This is a genomic window from Nocardioides candidus, from assembly GCF_041321175.1.
GTDB lineage: Bacteria > Actinomycetota > Actinomycetes > Propionibacteriales > Nocardioidaceae > Nocardioides.
Genome location: NZ_JBGGWC010000001.1, coordinates 331,833 through 350,786 on the forward strand (window position 1 = coordinate 331,833; position 18,954 = coordinate 350,786).

Sequence of the window (18,954 nt, forward strand, 5' to 3'; positions counted from 1 at the left end):
GGCGGACACCCGCGGGAGGCAAACTCCCGCGGGTGTCCGCCATTTCCGATGCCCCCGCGCTGCCCCCCGACCTGGCCACCCGCCCCCTGCGGGCCTCCGACTCCGCCGAGGTGTTCGAGGTGATCGCCGCGCAGGAGCGCCACGACATCGGCACCGTCGAGATCGAGGAGGAGGACCTGATCGCGGAGTGGCAGCGGCCGTCGTATGACATCGAGGCCAGCACCGTCGCGGTCCTCGAGCAGGCCGACGGCCGCGAGCGGATCGTGGCGTACGCCGAGCTGATGGGCCACGACCGCTACGACGCCGCCGTCCACCCCGATGTGCGGGGTCGCGGCATCGGCACCTGGCTCGCGGCCTGGGCCCGCGACCTCGCCCGCTCGCGCGGGGCGTCGGTCGTCGGCATGCCGGTGCCGGAGGGCTCCCCGGGCGACCGGCTGCTCGAGGGGCTCGGCTACCGCGTGCGGTGGACGAGCTGGGTGCTGCGGCTCCCGGCCGGCCAGACGATCGAGGAGCGGCCGCTGCCCGAGGGCTACGCGCTGCGGGTCGCCACCGAGGACGACCGCGAGCAGGTCTGGCACGTCCTCGAGGACGCTTTCCTGGAGTGGTCGGAGCGCGAGAAGCAGAGCCTCGACGACTTCGCCGCCGAGGTCTGGCTGCGGCCGGGCTTCGAGCCGTGGCAGCTCCAGGTGGCCGCCGGCCCCAACGGCGCGATCGCGGGGGCGGTGTTCAGCACCATGGCCGAGGGCAACGGGGCCAAGGAGACCTATGTCGCGCGGATCGCCGTGCACAAGGACCACCGCAACCGCGGTCTGGCCCAGTCGCTGCTCGTCGCAGCGTTCGAGTCCGGACGCGAGCACGGCGCCGTGAGCTCCTGCCTGTCGACCGACTCGCGCACCGGAGCGCTCACGCTCTACGAGAAGGTCGGGATGGTGACCGACTCGGTGTGGGTGAACCGGGCGGTCGATCTCTAGGCTCATCCCTGTGGGTGAGGTCTTCGCGGGGCGCTACGAGCTGATCGACCCGATCGCGTCGGGCGGCATGGGCACGGTGTGGCGCGTGCTCGACCGCGCCGACGGCCAGGTCAAGGCCGCCAAGATGCTGCGGCAGAGCGACGCGGCGATGCTGCTCCGCTTCGTGCGCGAGCAGTCGCTGCGCATCGACCACACCCACATCGTCGCGCCGCAGTCGTGGGCCGGCGTCGACGACCGCGTGCTGTTCACCATGCCGCTGGTCGCCGGCGGGTCGGTGACCCAGCTGATCCAGCAGTACGGCGCCCTCCCCCCGCGCTGGGTCGGGCGACTCGTCGACCAGACACTCCAGGCGCTCGAGGCGGTGCATGCGGCCGGGATCGTCCACCGCGACGTCAAGCCGGGCAACCTGCTGCTCGAGCCGACCGGCCGCGGTGTCCCCCACCTGCGGCTGACCGACTTCGGCATCGCGGTGCCGGTCAACGAGGCGCGGCTGACCCATGTGGCGATGGTGATCGGCACGCCCGGCTACATGGCGCCCGAGCAGGCGCTGGGCGCCGACCCCGCCCCCAGCGCGGACGTCTACGCGCTCGGCATGGTCATGGTCGAGATGCTCACCGCGACCAAGGTCCCGCGCGAGCCCGGCGAGCTCGACATCGACGCCCTCCGCACCGGCGTCCCCGCGCACGACGCGGTGCTCGACCTCGCGGCGGCCGCGTCCGCGCACGACCCGGCCGCCCGGCCGACGGCGGCGCAGCTGCGCACCCACCCGGCCCTGCAGCGGCTGCTCGCCCTGCCGGTCGACCCCGCCGACCCGATCGACGTGCGCGACGTCTTCCCACCGATCCCGAGCGGGATGCTCGCGGCGGAGCAGCCGACGACGTCGTACGCCCCGCCGGCGACGCCGACGCCGCACCTCCCGCCACCGCCGCCTCCGCCGCCACTCTCCTCGGGCGCGCCGACCTCCCTGCACACCCCGGCGCCGGTCGATCGCCGGGCGCGCGTGCTCGCACCTGCACTGCTGATCGTGGCGGGCCTGGTCGGCCTCGTCGTCAGCGGCTGGCTGCTCGTCGGCTGAGCCTCACGCCCGGCGACGACGGGTCAGCCAGCCGGCGCCCGCGGCGCAGCAGCCGAGGCTGATCACACCGAGGCCCAACCCGGAGAGGTGTCGCCCCGTCCACCACCCGGGCTCGTCGTCGGCGACCGGCGGCAGCGGGTTGCCCGACGCGACCGCGGAGAACTCCCCGTCGCCCACGAGGTAGGGCTTGTCGGCCGAGTAGCCCGCCGGCCCCGCGCCGCCGCCCTGCGCCAGGACGGCCGCCTGGTAGGTCGGCGGCTCGGCGTCGGTGGGGGTGACGGCGATGGTGAGCTCGACGGGCACGTCGACCGCGCTCCGGTCGGCGGGCGCCGCCGCCACGGCGATCGAGACCCACTCGTCGCCGGGCAGGACCGGGGCCTCGTCGGAGGAGTAGCGGTTGAGGTAGCGCAACGGGTAGCCCGCCACGACCAGGCGGCTGCGCTCGGTGCTGCCGTAGTAGCCGTAGGAGCCGTCGTCGCCCGTCTGGGCGTAGAGGTCGCGGGTCGGCTGGACGATCGCGAGCCGGGTGTAGCTGCTCGGGGAGCCCAGCTCGGTGGCCTCGTCGCTGTCGAGTGCGGGCAGGTCGACGCGCGCGACGAGCTGGTCGGACCAGGAGACCGGTACCCGCCAGAGCAGCTCGGTGCCCTCGGTGACGGTGGTGTCGATCGTGACCGCACCGTCGCGCGGGTCGACGAGGGGCGCGTCGGCGAAGGACGCCGCGCCCGCCGTCGTGACCGAGGAGTCGGCCGGCCTCGGCACCTCGAAGTCCAGGGCGTCGTCGTCGGGCGGCGGCTCCCCCTGGTCGGAGGTCGGGGCCTCCTCGACGATCTTCAGGGCGACCGGGAGGTCCTCGTCGTTGGAGCTGGAGTAGCGGCCGAGCGTGATGGCGATCGTGCCGGCCGACGTGCAGGTGGAGTCGGGTTGGTCGACCTCCTCGCCGACGACGACCTGCACGCCGACGACGGCCGTCGACGCCGAGGAGTCGGTGGTCGCGGAGTCGCTGCCGCAGTCGTCACCTTCGGGATCGTCGGGGTTCGCGGCATCGGTCGCCGCGAGCTGGAGCCCGTCGCCGGCCGAGCCGGCCGGGGCGCCGATCGCACCGATGTGGACCGTGCTCCCCTGGATCCGGCGGTCGTAGGTCAGCCGGAGCGGCTGGCCCTCCGCCCCGAGGTCGAGGCGCCAGAGGCCGGCGTCGAGCGACGTGGGGTCGCCCGGGTCGGTACTGGCACCGGGCACCGGCGTGCCGCCGATGTCCACCTGGCCGGAGCCGGCGGCCGGGGCGGCGGCGCGGGCGTCGTACGTCCATGCGCCGACGGCGAGCGCCAGGACCGCCGCAGCGGCGGCACCACGGACGACGGACCTCACCCGCGGCAGCCTAGCGAGGCGGCCGCGGGTGGGTCGTCGGCCGGTCAGGCCTCGCCGGTGCCGTCGGCCTCGTCGGTCTCGGCGGTCTCGTCGGTCTCGTCGCCGGCCGGGCCGTCGGCGAGGATGCCGTAGAGCCGGCGCCGGGCATCGACCAGCACCTCGACGGCCGCACGGCGCTGGGTCGCGTCACCGGAGGTGACGATCTGCCAGACGGCACCCATGACCTGCGGGATCTCCGCCTTGATGTCGGCGTGGTCGCCCGGCTCGGCCTCGGCCCGCTCGAACGGGCGCCAGACCGCCGCCAGCTGGTCGGCGTTGTGGGCGCAGTAGTCCGCGCCGGCCCGGGTGATCCGGAGGGTACGACGACTGCGCTCCCCGTCGGTCTCGACGAAGCCCTCGTCCTCGAGCTGCTGGATGGTCGGGTAGACCGATCCCGGGCTCGGGCGCCAGGCGCCGCCGCTGCGGTCGGTGATCTGCTGGATCACCTGGTAGCCGTTGAGCGACTCCTCGCGCTCCTGGGCGGCCCGAAGGACGTCGAGGATCGCGAAGCGGACGTCGCCGCGTCGTACTCGCGCTCCGCGCTGCCCCTCGGGACGACCCATGCCGAACAGGCCGGCCAGCCACGGCGGCGGACCGCCCGGCCCGCCCCCGCGGTGGTGCGAGCCGCGGTGCTCCCAGGGGTTGCCCCATGGGCCGGGGCCCGGGCGGTGCTGCGCGTGCTGGTGGTCGTGGTCGTGACCGCAGTCGGCCATGGCGGCCCAGAAGGGGCCGAAGTTCTTGTGTGGGTGATGCATGTGGGTTCCTCCCCCTGTTGTGCGACCTTCGGAATCATGTCGCGATATATCGCTAGTGTAGTGGCGATAGTCGCCCCGGGCAAGTGGGGGTAACTCAGTGTTCGGAACGCTCGGAGTGCGTTGCGTGCGCTCCCACGGTGCAGTGACCGGTCACAGCACCGTGGGAGCGGACGTACGGCGGCGGGAGCGAACCGAACACTGAGTTACCCCCGACGCGCCGCGCCGCGCCCCGCCCCGACGCCCCGCGCCGCGACCACCCCCAACAAGCGCGGGCGAAGGCCTAGCGAGCGAGCCAGGCGGCGTAGGAGTCGAAGGAGTACGGGCGGCCGAGGAAGTCGGCGACCAGGTCGGCGGCGTCCTTCAGGCCACCGGGGGCGAGGACCCGGTCGCGGTAGCGGGTGGCGACGTCGGGGGCGAACATGTCGCCCGCCCCGCCCGCGCCCGAGCCACTGTCGAATGCGCTGAACATGTCCTTCGCGATCACCAGCGACCACATGTAGGTGTAGTAGGCCGAGCTGTAGCCGCCGAGGTGGCCGAAGGAGGCGAACATGTGGGTGCCCTCGAGGTAGGGGAGGGCGCCGTACTCCTTCTGCAGGGCGATCATCCGGTCGGTGAGCGACCCGACCTGCTCGCCGGCCGCACGACGCGCCTCGTCGGCGTGGAAGTAGTAGGACATGGCGGCGTAGAACATCTGGGTGCGGGCGTAGATGCCCTTGCCGTAGTCGTCGGAGCGGCGCATCGCCTCGACCAGCTCGGTGGGAATGGGCTCACCCGCCTCGTCGGTCGCGAAGGTGCGGAGCACGGAGGGGTCCCAGGCCCACTCCTCGAGCATCTGGCTCGGGGCCTCCACGAAGTCCCACTCGGTGGCGACACCGGCGAAGCGGTACCACTCGCCGTGACCCGCGAGCACGTGGTGCAGCAGGTGTCCGAACTCGTGGAAGAGCGTCGTGACGTGGTCGTGCTCCATCAGGCCACGGGAGAAGTTGCAGACCAGCACGCCCTCGGGGAGCTGCTCCCCGGCGACGCCCTCGACGAGGGTGAACTGCGCGGCGTGCTTGTACTTCCCCTCGCGCGGGTGGAGGTCCAGGTGGATGCGACCGAGCGCGTCACCGGAGTCGGCACGGAACACGTCGTACGACGTCACGTCGTCGTGCCACGTCGGCACGTCGACCTCCTCGTAGCGCAGCCCGAAGAGTCGGCCGGTGACCTCGAGCAGGCCCTGGCGCACCTTCGGGAAGGCGAGGTAGGTGCGCACCCGCTGGGCGTCGACGTCGTACTGCTCCTCCTGCACCAGCCGCTGGTAGAAGAACGAGTCGTACAGCGGGATCTCGGTCGCCTCGGGGTAGTCGCGGCGGTAGCGCTCGAGGAGGACGGCCATGTCGGACTCCATCGGCCCCTGGGCCGCGGCGGCGATCTTGTCGATGAACTCCGGGATCGCCGAGCCCGTGCCGATCATCTTCACGTCGGCGTCGTAGGACGCCCAGTCGGCGTAGCCGACGAGGGTCGCCAGCTCCTGCCGCAGCGCGAACATCTCCTCCAGCAGCGGCTCGGCCTCCGGCCAGCCGCGCTGCAGGAAGGCGGTCTGGATGTCACGCCGGACGTCCTGGTCGAGGGCGAACATCCGGGCCGGGATGGCGTCGGGGTAGTCGGTGGTGACCTCGACCAGACCGTCGTCGCCGGCCGGGTGTGCGGCCAGCCAGTCGTCGGGCATGCCGGCGAGGCGCTCGGGGGCGACGCGGATCGTGCGTACGTCGTCGCGGGTGATCTTGCTGAACTCCTGGTCGAGGCCGGTCAGCCGGTCGCGGATCTTCGAGATCCGCTCGCGGGTCTCCTCGTCCTTGTCGACGCCCGAGCGCCGGAAGCCCTTGCGCACCTTCTCCAGCAGGCGCGTCGCCGCCGCGTCGTCGGCGACGACGGTGCCGTCGAGCGCGGCGAAGACGTCGTAGAGACCGCGGTCCAGGCTCCACTCGGTGAGCAGGCGCTGCGCGTCCTGCTCCATCGCGTCGGCGAGGTCGCGCACCGACTCGTCGGGGTGGACGTTGCCGATCAGGGAGCCGAGCGCCGCGAGGCCACCGACCTTCCCCGTCGCGCGGTCCCACGCGTGCAACGCCGACCGCGGGTCGTCGGGCGGCGACGTGCGGACCGCACGCACCAGCTCGCGCGCCGCGTCCAGCTCGGCCGCGGAGCGGGCGTCGAGCCACTGCGTCCAGGTCGCGGCGTCGGCAGAGGCAGGCAGGGAGATCGGGTCGAGAGTCACGCCGTCACCCTACGACGCAGGTTGTCGGACAACCTCGCTTCCGCCAGGAGCCCGTCTCAGACCAGCTCGCCCCGCCGCCGTTCCAGGTAGGCGCGCTCGGCGGTGTTGTCGCAGACGGCGAGCGCGGCGTCGTACGCCTCCCGCGCTTCGGCGCTCCTGCCGAGCCGGCGCAGGAGGTCGGCGCGGGTCGCGTGGAAGGCGTGGTACGACGCCAGCACCTCCGCCGACTCCCCCAGCCGGTCGACCTCGGCGAGCCCCACGGCAGGGCCGTCGAGCTCGGCGATCGCGACCGCGCGGTTGAGCGCGACGATCGGCGAGGGGTCGACGCGGAGCAGCTGGTCGTAGAGCGCGGCGACCTGCGACCAGTCGGTGTCCTCGGCCGAGGGCGAGTCGGTGTGGACGGCGTTGATCGCGGCGAGGATCTGGTAGCGCCCGGGGCGGTTGAGCTGCAGGCACTCCCGCACGAGGGCGTGGCCCTCCTCGATCAGGGCACGGTCCCAGCCCCCGCGGTCCTGGTCGTCGAGGCGGACCAGCTCGCCGCCGCGCACCCGCGCCTCGCGGCGCGCCTCCGTGAGCAGCAGCAACGCGAGGAGGCCGGTCACCTCGGGCTCGCCGGGCATCAGCGCGCGCAGGATCCGGGTCAGCCGGATCGCCTCCGCGGTGAGCTCGGCACGGATCGGCGCTCCGTCGCCGCTGGCCAGGTAGCCCTCGTTGAACACGAGGAACAGCACGGCCAGAACGGTCGCCACGCGGCCGGGCAGCTCCTCGGCGTCGGGGACCCGGTAGGGGATCTTGGCGGCGGCGATCTTCTTCTTCGCACGGGTGATCCGCTGCCCCATCGTGGTCTCCGGCACCAGGAACGCCTGCGCGATCTCCGGCACCGTGAGCCCCCCGAGCAGTCGCAGGGTCAGGGCGATCCTCGCCTCTGGGGCGAGCGCCGGGTGGCAGCAGGTGAACATCAGCCGGAGCCGGTCGTCCTCGGCGGGATCGAAGGGTCCCGTCGACTGGTGGGGCGTGTCGTCGTACATCTCAGCAGCCTGTCGGTGCTTGGTGTCGCGCAGCTTCTCGCGGCGCAGCCGGTCGATCGCCCGGTTGCCGGCGGTGGTGGTGAGCCACCCTCCGGGGTTGGGCGGCACGCCTTCGGCCGGCCACTTCTCGAGCGCGGTCAGCAGTGCCTCGCCGGCCGCCTCCTCGGCGATGTCGATGTCCCCGAAACGGCGGACGAGCGAGGCGATCAGACGGCCGTACTCCTCGCGGAAGACCCGCTCGATCGCCGCCGAGCCTGGTGACGGTCGCTGGGCGACCTCGTCGACCAACGGTTTAGGCGAGACCCTCGAAGGGACGGACCTCGACCTTGCCGCCGCAGGCCTTGGAGCCGGCCGCGGCGAGCTTGAGGGCGACGTCGAGGTCGGGGGCGTCGATGACCCAGAAGCCGCCGATGACCTCCTTGGTCTCCAGGTAGGGCCCGTCGGTCATGACGGGCGCGTCGCCGGTGCCGTCGACGACGGTCGCCGTGGTCGCGGATTGGAGGCCGCCCGCGAAGACCCAGTAGCCGTCGGCCTTCAGCTGGTCGTTGAAGCGGCCCGTGTCGGCGAACGCCTGCTCCATCTCCTCCTGGGAGCCGTAGTTGCCGAACTCCTCCATCTCGGCGGGGCCGTGGACGGAGAGCAGGTAGTGCGTCATGTCGATCTCCTCATGATGGGTGGCGGTCCCGACGACCGCCTCTCACCCTCACCACGAACGCGCGTGGTCCGGTACGACAACCTGCCACAGAATTCTTCGCCGGGTCCGTCACTACAGTGGCCGGCATGAGCGACTCGCCCGTCTACGTCGTCCTCGGCGCCGGTCCCGGCCTCGGGCTCGGGGTCGCCCGCCGCTTCGCGGAGGAGGGGTACGACGTCGTGCTGGCCGCACGGACAGCCGACGACGCCGCGCCGCTGGCCGCCACGCTCGCGACGGAGGGCCACCGCGCGGAGGGTGTGGGGATCGACCTCCACGACGCCGCCGACATCGAGGACGTGGTGCGCGGCGTCGGCGAGCGGCACGGCCGGATCGACGTGCTGCACTTCAACCCCAGTGCCTGGCGTGAGAAGAGCCCGCTCGAGCTGAGCGTCGCCGAGCTGCTCGAGGACGTCGCGTTCGGCGCCGGCGGCCTGCTCCCCGCGGTCCAGGCCGCGCACCCCTTCATGGAGCCGGGGGCGCGCGTCCTGGTGACCGGCAGTGCCGCCGCCGACACGCCGTCGCCGGGAGCGGCCACGCTCGGCGTGCAGAAGGCCGCGGTGCGCAACCTGGTGACCAGCCTCGACAAGACGCTGGCGCCCGAGGGCGTGCGGGCGGTCGCCGTACAGATCAACGGCGTGCTCGCCAAAGACGGCCCCTTCACACCGCAGCCCATCGCGGACGCGATGTGGGCGGCGGTCCGGCGGTCCGACGACGACTGGACGCCGCACGTGCCCTACAACGGGTAGCCTCCGGCCGTGACGTCACCGACCCCCGAGGGCGCCGGTGCCCCCGAGGCCACCGACGAGATCACCGAGCGCATCCTCGCGGGCGCCAGCGAGCAGTTCCGCCGGTTCGGCGTGCAGCGCTCGACGATGGAGGACGTCGCGAAGCGGTCCGGCGTCTCCCGGATCACGGTCTACCGGCGGTTCGCGACGAAGGAGCTGCTGGTCGAGCGGACGGTGCAGCACGAGTTCCGCAACTACTTCGCCGAGTTCGTGCGCGACATCGCCTCGGCGCACACCGTGGCGGAGCGGGTCGAGCTCGGGTTCCTGACCTCGCTGCGGGTGGTCCGGTCCAACCCCCTGATCAACGCGCTCTTCGTGACCGACGACGACATGCTCCTGTCGTCGGTGGTGGGCGACGAGGGCAGCACGCTCGACAACGTCGCGACCTTCGTGGCCGGCCAGATCCGGCGCGAGCAGGAGGCCGGCAACGTGGACGCGTCCGTCGATGCCGAGCTCGTCGCGGAGGTGATCGTGCGCATCTGCACGTCGTTCCTGCTCATCCCGAGCCACCGGGTCGACCTCGACGACGAGGACGCGTTGAGCGCCCTGGCGCGGACGATCCTCGTGCCCATGCTGCCCCCGCCTGCGGATCAGGACGCCGTCGCTCCGTAGCATCGCCGCGTGAGTGGACGGTCGTTGCGCAGCCTGACGGCTGACACCCGGCCGCTCGCCGACCCGCACTTCCGGCGGCTCTGGACGGCCAACATCGTCACCGTCGTCGGCGCCCAGCTGACGGTCGTCGCGGTGCCGGCCCAGATCTACGCCGAGACCGGCTCGTCGGCGTACGTCGGCCTCACCGGCATCTTCGGCCTGGTCCCGCTGGTCGTCTTCGGGCTGTGGGGCGGTGCGCTCGCCGACCACTTCGACCGGCGCAGCCTCCTGCTGGTGACGACGACCGGGCTCATCGGCACGAGTGCGCTGTTCTGGCTGCAGGCCGCGCTCGGCGCGAGCGACGTGTGGTTGCTGCTGGGGCTCTTCTCCGTGCAGCAGGCGTTCTTCGCCATCAACCAGCCGACCCGCAGCGCGGTGCTGCCGAAGCTGCTGCCCGACGAGCTGCTGCCCGCGGCCAACTCGCTCAACATGACGATCTTCCAGGCCGGCGCGATCGCGGGCCCGCTCGTCGCCGGCGCGCTGATCCCGGTGCTCGGCTTCTCCTGGCTCTACCTGATCGACAGCGTCTGCCTCCTCGCGACCCTGTGGGCGGTCGTGCGGCTGCCGCCGCTCCCCGTGGAGGGGGCGAGCGGCCGGCCGCCCGGGCTGCGGTCGGTCGTCGAGGGCATCGGCTACCTGCGCGGCCACCCGGTGCTGCTGATGAGCTTCCTCGTGGACATCATCGCGATGGTCTTCGGCATGCCCCGCGCTCTCTTCCCCGAGATCGCGCACGAGAGCTTCGCCGGCCCGTCCGAGGGGGGCATCGCCTTCGCGCTGCTCTTCGCCGGGATCCCGCTCGGCGCCGTGCTCGGTGGGGTGTTCTCCGGCTGGGTCTCGCGGATCGACGCCCAGGGGAAGGCCGTCGTGTGGTGCATCCTCGTGTGGGGCCTGGCGATGGTGGGCTTCGGCACGTCGGTCTTCGTGGCCGACCAGGCACCCGGCGCGGTGCACGTGATGCTGGTGCTCGCCGTGGTGATGCTGACGATCGGTGGCGCGGCCGACATGGCGTCCGCCGCCTTCCGGATGAGCATCCTGCAGGCCTCGGCGAACGACGCGGTGCGCGGCCGGCTGCAGGGCATCTTCATCGTGGTCGTGGCGGGCGGGCCCCGGATCGCCGACGTCGCGCACGGCGCCACCGCCGCGATGGTCGGGACGGCCGTCGCGGCCGCGGGCGGCGGGGTGCTGGTCGTCGTACTCACGACCGCGGCAGCGGTCGCGATCCCGGTGTTCTGGCGCTACCGGCTCACCCGTGAGGCCGACCGGCCGGTCTAGGAGACGCGCTCGGTCAGGTGGACGACGACCTCGTCACCGGCGCTCTTGCCGGTCTCGACGCGGAGGGCGTTGCCCACGGGGAGCTTGTGGTTGCCGTCCCCGAGCGCCATGAACGACGTCTCGAACGGCGCACCGTCGACGGTGCCGCGCACCTTCACGCGGCCGCGGGTGCCGAAGTACGCCGCCGACTCCGGCCACACGACATAGGTCCAGCCGCCCCGGGCCGGGCTCAGCCGCAGCGTCTCGGTGAACGTGACGTCGAGGGGTCCGACGCCGTGCTTCTGGGTGGTCATGCAAGGTCAGACCGGGCGTGGCGGGCGGACTCATCGCGGGCATCGCTTCGGGAGACGGTCACACGTCGCCACGGACCGCCCGGGCGCCCAGCACCCCTCAGCCGACCTCGATCGGCACGCTCACGGGGCGCCGGACATAGGCGCCCGGCGCCCAGACGATCGCGTAGGGATCGACGGAGAACTGCGGGATCCGGACCATCAGCTCCTCGAGCGCGACGCGGGCCTGGAGCCGCGCGGCCGCGGCGCCGAGGCAGTGGTGGTGGCCCTGGCTGAAGGTGAGGATCTGGGACGGCCGGCGGCGGATGTCGAGGTGCTCGGCGTCGGCGCCGTACTTGCGCCAGTCGCGGTTGGCCGCGCCGTAGAGCAGCAGCACCCGCCGCCCGGCGGGGATCACGGTGTCGTGCAGCTCGACGTCGCGCGTCGTCGTGCGGGCGAGACCCTGCACCGGGGAGGTCAGCCGCAACAGCTCCTCGACCGCGTCCGGCACGAGGTGCGGTGCCTCGGCGAGCTCCTCGTGCTGGTCGGGGTAGGCGGCCAGCAGCTCCATCGTGCCGCCGAGGAGCCCGGTGGTGGTGTCGTTGCCGCCGGTGACCATCGTGAAGACGAACCCCAGGATCGCGAGCACGTCCGTCGGCGCCACGGAACCGTCGCCCTCGTCGGCCGCCGCGACCAGGTGCGAGACGGTGTCCTCGCCGAAGCGCCCCGCGGCCTGCTCGGCCCGCCGTTGCTCGACGAGGGCCGAGAAGTACGCCATCAGCTCGGCGGTCGCGCCCGCTGCTCCGCCGACCGCGCCACCCACGCCCTCCGCGGCGTTGGCCGCCACGATCGCGTTGGTCCACTCGTCGAAGCGTGGCCGGTCCGCCTCGGGCACGCCGAGGTAGTGCGCCACGACCATGCTCGGCATCGGCTTGAAGAGCTCGGCGACGATGTCACCGCCTCCGGCCGCGCGCAGTCGGTCCAGGCGATCCACGACGAACGCGCGCACGGCCGGTTCGAGCTCGGCCACCTGGCGCGGGGTGAACCCCCGCGCGACCAGTCGCCGGAAGGCGGTGTGCACCGGTGGGTCGGTCATCACGAAGGGCGGGTTGTCGGCGAGCCCGATCTGCTCGAGCTCGCCGTACGACACCGTCAGGCCCTGCGCGCTGCTGAACGTCTCGGTGTCCACCGCCGCCGCCAGCACGTCGCGGTGCCGGGAGAGCACGTAGAAGTCGGCGTCCGGGTGACGGGGCGGCACGACGTGGTGGACCGGCTCGTCCTCGCGCAGGGCGGAGTACGACGGCCAGGGGTCACGCCACGCCGCGCCCCCACCGGGCACGTAGCGAGCGGCGGCCGACTCGATCCCCATCCGAGAAGAATGGAACACGTTCTCGCTTCCCGTCGAGCGGTCTCACCCCAGGCTCGACCCCCGCGGAGCGTTTAGAAGGACAAGCGGGACGAAAGGGCACGCTCCGTCCGCGGGACGACACGCGTGCCAACCTGAGGAGAAGTAGGACGAACGGGCTCTGGGAGGGGCAGCCTCGCGATCGCTGCGAGGCCAGGGGAAGGGACGTGGCAATGGTCGAGCTCGCCTGTGCCGGCGACGTCGAGACGTCATGAGTCGCGCACCCCTGACCGCGGTCCTCGCGGCATCCGCGCTGGTCGCGTCGACGACCTACGTCGCCGCCTCCACCCTCGGCTCGCCCGGCGCCCCGACGGCGCCTCCCCCGGCCGCGGCCTCCGCCGCGGCGCGGGCCCCGCACCGCGCACCTGCTCCGGTGGACCTGCCGGACCCGGCCAGGGTCCCGGACCCGCACCTGGCCAGTGGCATCGTCGTCCGGACGACCGCACGACCGACCCGTCTCGACGCCATCCCGCTCCGCGCCGTCCAGGCCTACCAACGGGCCGAGTCCGTCATGGCGGACGCGGCACCGCACTGCGGCCTGCGCTGGACCGTGGTCGCGGCGGTCGGCCAGGTCGTGTCCGCTCACGGCACGGCCGCCGGCAGCGACCTCGACCGACGCGGCGTCATGCTGCCCAGGTACGCCGGCAGGCCCCTGCGCCGCCGCGACGGTTCCCGCCTGCCCGACACCGACGCGGGCGAGCACGACCGCGACGAGAAGCACGACCGCCCCGTGGGTCCGATGCAGCTCTCGCCCGCGACCTGGGCACTGATCGGCGTCGATGCCGACGGCAACGGACGCCGCAATCCCTACGACATCGACGACGCCGCACTGGGCGTGGCGGTCCTGCTGTGCAGCGGGCGCGGGCACCTCGGCACCACCGCGGGGTTGCGCGCGGCCGTCCGTCACGTCAACCACAGCCCTGCCTTCGTCGCCGCGGTGCTCGCGGCGACCCGCACCTACGACCGCGCGCTGGCGACGGCCCGACCGGTGTTCACCGCGCTGACGCTGCCGCCCCCGACCGTCCTCGCCGCGGGTCCGGTCGTGGCGGTCGCACCCGCCGCGCGTCAGACCCGGTCCGCCCTCGACGCCTACCCGGGACCGAGCGCGCTCGCGACCGACCCCGTGACCTGGGACCCGGCGACGCCCACCTGGACGGAGCCGACCACCACCACGCCCAGCACCACACCGACCACGCCCACCGCCACGGATCCCTCGACGGCAGTCCCGACGCCGACCGAACCCGCGTCCACGACCGCGACGACCCCGACCGCTGCGCCGAGCAGCAGCTGGTCCGCCAGTCCGACCGAGGCTTCCACCTCGGCCGCGCCGTAGGAGGAGCTCAGGCGGTCTCGACGAGCTCGCCGTAGAGCCGGACCGGGAGCGCCTCGACGCCGTAGACCGCCGACAGCTTGCGGAAGTCGAGGTCGCCGATGTCGCCCGCGAGCGACAGGTCGGGGAAGCGCTCGGCGAGCATGCGGAGCGCGGTGCGCAGCTCCATCCGTGCGAGCTCGGCACCGACGCAGCGGTGCATCCCCCAGCCGAACGACAGGTGCCGTACCGGGTCGCGGGTCGGGTCGAACGTGCCGAGGTCCGGCCCGAGGCGCGGGTCGCGGTTGGCGGCGAGCAGCGAGACGCCGACCGCGTCGCCCTCCTTGATGAGCGCCTTGCCGACCCGGACGTCCTGCTTGGCGAACCGCAGGAAGGCCAGCTGTACGACGCAGAGGTGCCGCAGCAGCTCCTCGACCACCTTGTCCACCGACGCCGGGTCGGAGCGGAGCATCCGGCCGGCCTCCGGGTTGGAGGCGATCAGGTAGGTGCCGAGGGCGAGCATGCTCGCGCTCGTCTCGTAACCACCGAGGAACACCCCGTCGGCGATGCCACCCAGCGTGACGTCGTCCAGCTCGTCGCCGTACTCCTGGAGCAGCGCGCCGATCAGGCCGTCGCCCGGAGCGTCGCGCTGCTCGCGCACCGCGTTGATGAGGAAGTCGCGGGTGTGCGCCGCGGCACCGAAGACCCCGACCCCGCCCTCGCTGAGGTCGAACCGGGCGACGCCGAGCTCGAGGAAACGGCCACGGTCCTCGACCGGGAGGCCCAGCAGGTCGCAGATGACGTCGAACGGCACCGCGAAGGCGAACTCCTCGACGAGGTTGACGTCGGCACCGCCCACGCCGGCGGCCTCCATCGCGTCCAGGCGCTTCTGGACGATCGCCTCGATCCCCGGCTGCAGGCGGGCGAGCCGGCGCATCGTGAACTCGGGGGTGAGGTACTTGCGCAGCTGGGTGTGCAGCGGCGGGTCGGTCATGCCGAGCCCCCCGATCTGCTCCTCCTCCGAGCGGCCCTCCTGGGAGACGAACTGCCCCAGGTCGTTGGACCAGACCGACGCGTCGCCGGCGAGCACCGTCTTGGCCTCGTCGTAGCCGCTGACCAGCCAGACGTTGCGGCCGAACAGGGTGGCCAGCTTCTTCACCGGCTGGTCCGCCTGCACCTTCATCAGCGCCGGCAGCGGGTCGAGGCCGTCGCGCTTCAGCGGGAGCGTGAAGGAGTCGGGCAGGAAACGCAGCTTCCGGAGGTCGATGCCGTCCTTCATCGTGCGCTCCAGGAGGAGCTTGACGACCCGACGCTTGACCACGCCAGGAAGAGGGACGGAGAACGGCATGCCGCACATTTCATCAGACGGCCCCTCGGTGCCGCGTGAGTATCCGTACCCAACCGACCCCGAGCCATCCCTGGGAAGCCCCTGAGAGGGCGCCGATCGGTCCGGGGCGACCGTCATCGGCTCCGGTCCCTCGAGGGGCGCCGACGGTCGAGCCCGTCTCAACCCGGCCGTGGCTGGTTACTGTGGAAACCGTGGCCGACGTGAACTGGGACCAGTACGACGCTGCGCTCTTCGACCTCGACGGCGTCGTGACGCCGACCGCGGAGGTGCACATGCGCGCGTGGTCGGCGATGTTCAACGACTACCTCGAGGGCAAGCCAGGCCAGAAGCCCTACACCGACGAGGACTACTACGCGTACGTCGACGGCAAGCCACGCTACGACGGGGTCCGCACGTTCCTGCACGCCCGCGGCATCGACCTGCCCGAGGGGACCCCGGACGACCCCGCGGACGCGGACACCGTGATGGGGCTGGGCAACCGCAAGAACGACTACTTCTCGAAGGTGCTCGCCGACGAGGGGGTCGAGGCCTACCCCGGATCGGTCCGCCTCCTCGACGCGCTGAAAGCACGCGGCCTGCCGATGGCGATCGTGTCCTCGAGCCGCAACGCACCCGCGGTCCTCGAGACCGCCGGGGTGGCGGACTACTTCGACTTCGTCATGCACGGCGGGATCGCGGCCGAGCGGCACCTCGCGGGCAAGCCCGCCCCCGACACGTTCCTGGCGGCGGCGGAGGAGGTCGGTGCGACGGCGGAGCGATCCGTCGTCTTCGAGGACGCGATCAGCGGCGTCGAGGCCGGCGCGGCCGGGCACTTCGGCCTCGTCGTCGGGGTGGACAGGGGCGCGGGCGAGAAGGCGCTGACCGACGGAGGGGCCGACGTCGTCGTACAGGACCTCGCCGAGCTCGTGCCCGAGGACTCCCGATGACGTCACCGGCCGACGGGCCGTCCCACATCGCGCCGCCGATCGCCGACCCTCTCGACCGGAGTCGCTTCCCGATCGACGAGTGGCGCTTGGTCGAGACCCGCTTCGAGGCCGACGACGCGGGCACCACCGAGTCGATCTTCTCGGTCGGCAACGGCTACCTCGGCATGCGGGGCAACTACTCCGAGAGCCGCGACGCCTACGTCGAGGGCACCTACATCAACGGCTTCCACGAGACCTGGCCGATCATGCACGCCGAGGAGGCCTACGGGTTCGCGCGCGAGGGTCAGACCATCATCAACGCGCCCGACGCGAAGGTGATCCGGCTCTACGTCGACGACGAACCACTGCAGATGTCGGTGGCCGACCTCCTGGAGTACGAGCGCTCGCTCGACTTCCGCAGCGGCGTGCTGCGCCGCGAGCTCGTGTGGCGCACCCCGGGCGGCAAGGAGGTCCGGCTGCGCAGCAGGCGGATGGTGCCGCTCGCCCAGCGTCACCTCGCGGTGCTGGACTTCGAGGTCACCCTCCTCGACGAGAAGGCCTCGGTCGTCCTCTCCTCCCAGCTCATCAACCGCCAGGACGTCGACGACGGCCTCATCGTCTCCGACGTGCCGAAGACGACCGACCCGCGCAAGGCCGACCGCTTCGACCGGCGGGTCCTCGAACCCGTCCTCCACGGCGCCGACGAGGAGACCGGGCGGCTGCGGCTGGGCTACCGCGCGGCGCGGAGCCGGATGACGATCGGCGTCGTCGCGGACCACGAGCTGGAGACGGCCTCGCCGTACTCCGTCAGGGTCGAGGCCGACGAGGACCTCGCCAAGGTGATCTACCAGGTCGCGGCCGAGCCCGGCGTGCCGATCCGGTTGACCAAGCTGGTCAGCTATCACACGTCGCGGTCGGTGCCGCCGAGCGAGCTCATCGACCGCTGCGAGCGCACGCTCGCACGCACGCACGAGCAGGGCGTCGAGCACCAGTACGACGAGCAGCGTCGCTGGCTCGAGGACTTCTGGGCGCGCAGCGACGTGGAGATCTCCGGACGCCCCGAGCTGCAGCAGGCCGTGCGCTGGAACCTCTTCTCCGTGCTCCAGGCCTCCGCTCGTGCGGAGGCACAGGGCATCGCCGCCAAGGGGGTGACCGGCTCCGGCTACGGCGGTCACTACTTCTGGGACACCGAGATCTACGTGATGCCGTTCCTCACCTACACGATGCCGTGGGCCGCGCGGAACGCCCTGCGGTTCCGCTACTCGCTCCTCGACAACGCCCGGAGCCGTGCGCGCGAGCTCTCGCAGCGCGGCGCGCTCTTCCCCTGGCGCACGATCAACGGCAACGAGGCGTCGGCGTACTACGCGGCCGGCACGGCGCAGTACCACATCGACGCCGACATCGCCTACGCCCTCAGCCAGTACGTCGGCGCCACCGGCGACGACGACTTCCTCAACCGCGAGGCGATCGACATCCTCGTCGAGACCGCGCGACTGTGGGCCGACATCGGCTTCTGGCGCGAGGAGGAGCAGCGCACCTTCCACATCCACGGTGTCACCGGGCCGGACGAGTACACGACTGTCGTCAACGACAACCTCTACACGAACGTGCTCGCGCGCTTCAACCTGCGCCGAGCGGCCCACGAGGTGTGGCGGATCGAGCGCGACGACCCCGAGGCGCACGCCGACCTCGTACGGCGGACGGGGCTCCGGCCCGACGAGGCGGACGAGTGGGCCGCGTGCGCACAGGGGATGTCGATCCCCTTCGACCAGCAGGTCGGCATCCACCCCCAGGACGCGCACTTCCTCGAGCGCGAGATGTGGGACCTGGAGAACACGCCCACCGACAAACGGCCTCTCCTCCTGCACTACCACCCGCTGGTCATCTACCGCTTCCAGGTGCTCAAGCAGGCCGACGTGGTGCTGGCGCTCTTCCTGCAGGGTGAGGAGTTCACCGCCGAGCAGAAGCGCGCCGACTTCGACTACTACGACCCCATCACGACGGGGGACTCGACGTTGTCCGCCGTGGTGCAGTCGATCATCGCCGCCGAGGTGGGGTACGCCGACCTGGCCCTGCGCTACTTCCACGCCGCCCTCTTCGTCGACCTCGACGACCGCCACCACAACACCTCCGACGGCGTGCACGTCGCCTCGGCCGGCGGGGTGTGGAGCGCGCTCGTCCACGGCTTCGGCGGCTTCCGCGACCACGGCAACGACCGCGGCGAGGAGCAGTGGGCGATCGACCCCCGGCTGCCGCGCGGGTGGTCCTCGCTCGCCTACCGGGTGACCCTGCGCGGCACCCGGGTGCTGGTGACGGTGCGCAAGGACGAGGTCGAGCTCTGCGTCGAGCACGGCCCCGGCCCGGTGAGCCTCAACGTCCGCGGCGAGACCGTCACGGTGAAGCCCGACGCGCCCGTCGTCGTACCCCTGGAGCACCAGGGCCCCATGCTCGACGGCGAGCCGCCCAACCCCGACGGCATGCAGCGCGCGGACGGCACGGTCATCCACGCCATCGTCCCGTCCGGCGACGACGGCTGACCCCGCTCGTCGAGCCGGTCGCCGAGCCGGTCGTCGAGCCGGTCGTCGAGTAGGAGCGAGCGCAGCGAGCGACGTATCGAGACGCGGCGCGGTGCCCGCCGACGGTGGGGACGGTGGGTGGGTACGTCACGGGGTCTCGAGACGGTCGCTGCGCGACCTCCTCGACCAGCGGGGTGCGCGACCTCCTAGACCAGCCGAACCGGTCGTCGAGTAGGAGCGAGCGCAGCGAGCGACGTATCGAGACGCGGTGCGGTGCCCGCCGACGGTGGGGACGGTGGGTGGGTACGTC

16 protein-coding genes are annotated in these 18,954 nt (G+C 72.4%); 8 read left to right on the forward strand and 8 right to left on the reverse strand.

Annotated elements, in window-relative coordinates; all coding sequences use genetic code 11:
- Window positions 1-32: 32 nt before the first annotated feature.
- Window positions 33-971 (forward strand): GNAT family N-acetyltransferase, encoded by a 939-nt coding sequence (locus tag ACAX67_RS01625; RefSeq protein ID WP_370702071.1) that lies wholly within the window; start codon window positions 33-35, stop codon window positions 969-971.
- A 10-nt stretch (window positions 972-981) separates the two neighbouring features.
- Window positions 982-2,046, forward strand: a complete 1,065-nt coding sequence (locus ACAX67_RS01630; protein WP_370702072.1) for a serine/threonine-protein kinase — start codon at window positions 982-984, stop codon at window positions 2,044-2,046.
- 3 nt (window positions 2,047-2,049) lie between these two features.
- On the opposite strand, the gene ACAX67_RS01635 is transcribed toward ACAX67_RS01630, so the two are convergent.
- The 5 genes from ACAX67_RS01635 to ACAX67_RS01655 all read right to left on the reverse strand — a co-directional run bounded on the left by ACAX67_RS01635 (window position 2,050) and on the right by ACAX67_RS01655 (window position 8,145).
- Entirely contained in the window at window positions 2,050-3,411 is a 1,362-nt protein-coding gene (locus ACAX67_RS01635) for a hypothetical protein (protein ID WP_370702073.1), read from the reverse strand.
- Window positions 3,412-3,455: 44 nt separating this feature from the next.
- Window positions 3,456-4,205 carry a PadR family transcriptional regulator gene (locus ACAX67_RS01640; protein ID WP_370702074.1) on the reverse strand — a complete coding sequence of 250 codons (750 nt, stop codon included), beginning with the start codon at window positions 4,203-4,205 and terminating at the stop codon, window positions 3,456-3,458.
- A gap of 280 nt (window positions 4,206-4,485) precedes the next feature.
- Entirely contained in the window at window positions 4,486-6,462 is a 1,977-nt protein-coding gene (locus ACAX67_RS01645) for a M3 family metallopeptidase (protein ID WP_370702075.1), read from the reverse strand.
- 56 nt (window positions 6,463-6,518) lie between these two features.
- Complete coding sequence (locus ACAX67_RS01650; RefSeq protein ID WP_370702076.1) at window positions 6,519-7,778, reverse strand: RNA polymerase sigma factor; 1,260 nt, start codon at window positions 7,776-7,778, stop codon at window positions 6,519-6,521.
- Window positions 7,779-7,782: 4 nt separating this feature from the next.
- The gene (locus ACAX67_RS01655; protein WP_370702077.1) at window positions 7,783-8,145 is read right to left on the reverse strand and encodes a YciI family protein; all 363 of its coding nucleotides are present in this window, start codon (window positions 8,143-8,145) and stop codon (window positions 7,783-7,785) included.
- A gap of 125 nt (window positions 8,146-8,270) precedes the next feature.
- Between ACAX67_RS01655 and ACAX67_RS01660 the strand changes: the two genes are divergently transcribed.
- From ACAX67_RS01660 to ACAX67_RS01670, 3 genes are read left to right on the forward strand one after another with little or no spacing between them, the layout of a single operon-like run.
- The gene (locus ACAX67_RS01660; RefSeq protein WP_370702078.1) at window positions 8,271-8,930 is read left to right on the forward strand and encodes an SDR family oxidoreductase; all 660 of its coding nucleotides are present in this window, start codon (window positions 8,271-8,273) and stop codon (window positions 8,928-8,930) included.
- A 9-nt stretch (window positions 8,931-8,939) separates the two neighbouring features.
- The gene (locus tag ACAX67_RS01665) at window positions 8,940-9,581 is read left to right on the forward strand and encodes a TetR/AcrR family transcriptional regulator (RefSeq protein WP_370702079.1); all 642 of its coding nucleotides are present in this window, start codon (window positions 8,940-8,942) and stop codon (window positions 9,579-9,581) included.
- Between the two features lie 9 nt (window positions 9,582-9,590).
- Window positions 9,591-10,892 (forward strand): MFS transporter, encoded by a 1,302-nt coding sequence (locus tag ACAX67_RS01670; RefSeq protein WP_370702080.1) that lies wholly within the window; start codon window positions 9,591-9,593, stop codon window positions 10,890-10,892.
- Here ACAX67_RS01670 and ACAX67_RS01675 read toward each other — a convergent pair.
- Window positions 10,889-11,185, reverse strand: a complete 297-nt coding sequence (locus ACAX67_RS01675; RefSeq protein WP_370702081.1) for a DUF1905 domain-containing protein — start codon at window positions 11,183-11,185, stop codon at window positions 10,889-10,891. The two genes, ACAX67_RS01670 and ACAX67_RS01675, sit on opposite strands and share 4 nt — an antisense overlap.
- 97 nt (window positions 11,186-11,282) lie before the next feature.
- On the reverse strand, window positions 11,283-12,530 hold the full coding sequence (locus tag ACAX67_RS01680) for a cytochrome P450 (protein ID WP_370702082.1): 1,248 nt from the start codon (window positions 12,528-12,530) through the stop codon (window positions 11,283-11,285).
- Between the two features lie 247 nt (window positions 12,531-12,777).
- On the opposite strand from ACAX67_RS01680, the gene ACAX67_RS01685 reads away from it, so the two are divergent.
- The gene (locus tag ACAX67_RS01685) at window positions 12,778-13,899 is read left to right on the forward strand and encodes a lysozyme family protein (protein ID WP_370702083.1); all 1,122 of its coding nucleotides are present in this window, start codon (window positions 12,778-12,780) and stop codon (window positions 13,897-13,899) included.
- A gap of 7 nt (window positions 13,900-13,906) precedes the next feature.
- Here ACAX67_RS01685 and ACAX67_RS01690 read toward each other — a convergent pair whose 3' ends face one another.
- Window positions 13,907-15,223: a cytochrome P450 gene (locus ACAX67_RS01690; protein WP_370702084.1), complete on the reverse strand. Its 1,317-nt coding sequence runs from the start codon at window positions 15,221-15,223 to the stop codon at window positions 13,907-13,909.
- 182 nt (window positions 15,224-15,405) lie between these two features.
- Between ACAX67_RS01690 and ACAX67_RS01695 the strand changes: the two genes are divergently transcribed.
- Together ACAX67_RS01695 and ACAX67_RS01700 are read left to right on the forward strand one after the other, a co-directional pair.
- A complete protein-coding gene (locus ACAX67_RS01695) occupies window positions 15,406-16,149 on the forward strand; it encodes an HAD family hydrolase (RefSeq protein WP_370702085.1) in 744 nt (247 codons plus the stop codon).
- Entirely contained in the window at window positions 16,146-18,665 is a 2,520-nt protein-coding gene (locus tag ACAX67_RS01700; RefSeq protein ID WP_370702086.1) for a glycoside hydrolase family 65 protein, read from the forward strand. Before ACAX67_RS01695 ends, ACAX67_RS01700 begins: the two co-directional genes overlap by 4 nt.
- The last annotated feature ends 289 nt before the right edge of the window (window positions 18,666-18,954 follow it).

Excerpts from the sequence above, each read along its gene's own strand:
- ACAX67_RS01640 (WP_370702074.1), bottom strand. The coding sequence starts at position 4,205 with ATGCATCACCCACACAAGAACTTCGGCCCCTTCTGGGCCGCCATGGCC.
- ACAX67_RS01655 (WP_370702077.1), bottom strand. The coding sequence starts at position 8,145 with ATGACGCACTACCTGCTCTCCGTCCACGGCCCCGCCGAGATGGAGGAG.
- ACAX67_RS01660 (WP_370702078.1), top strand. The coding sequence starts at position 8,271 with ATGAGCGACTCGCCCGTCTACGTCGTCCTCGGCGCCGGTCCCGGCCTC.
- ACAX67_RS01675 (WP_370702081.1), bottom strand. The coding sequence starts at position 11,185 with ATGACCACCCAGAAGCACGGCGTCGGACCCCTCGACGTCACGTTCACC.
- ACAX67_RS01680 (WP_370702082.1), bottom strand. The coding sequence starts at position 12,530 with ATGGGGATCGAGTCGGCCGCCGCTCGCTACGTGCCCGGTGGGGGCGCG.
- ACAX67_RS01685 (WP_370702083.1), top strand. The coding sequence starts at position 12,778 with ATGAGTCGCGCACCCCTGACCGCGGTCCTCGCGGCATCCGCGCTGGTC.
- ACAX67_RS01690 (WP_370702084.1), bottom strand. The coding sequence starts at position 15,223 with ATGCCGTTCTCCGTCCCTCTTCCTGGCGTGGTCAAGCGTCGGGTCGTC.
- ACAX67_RS01700 (WP_370702086.1), top strand. The coding sequence starts at position 16,146 with ATGACGTCACCGGCCGACGGGCCGTCCCACATCGCGCCGCCGATCGCC.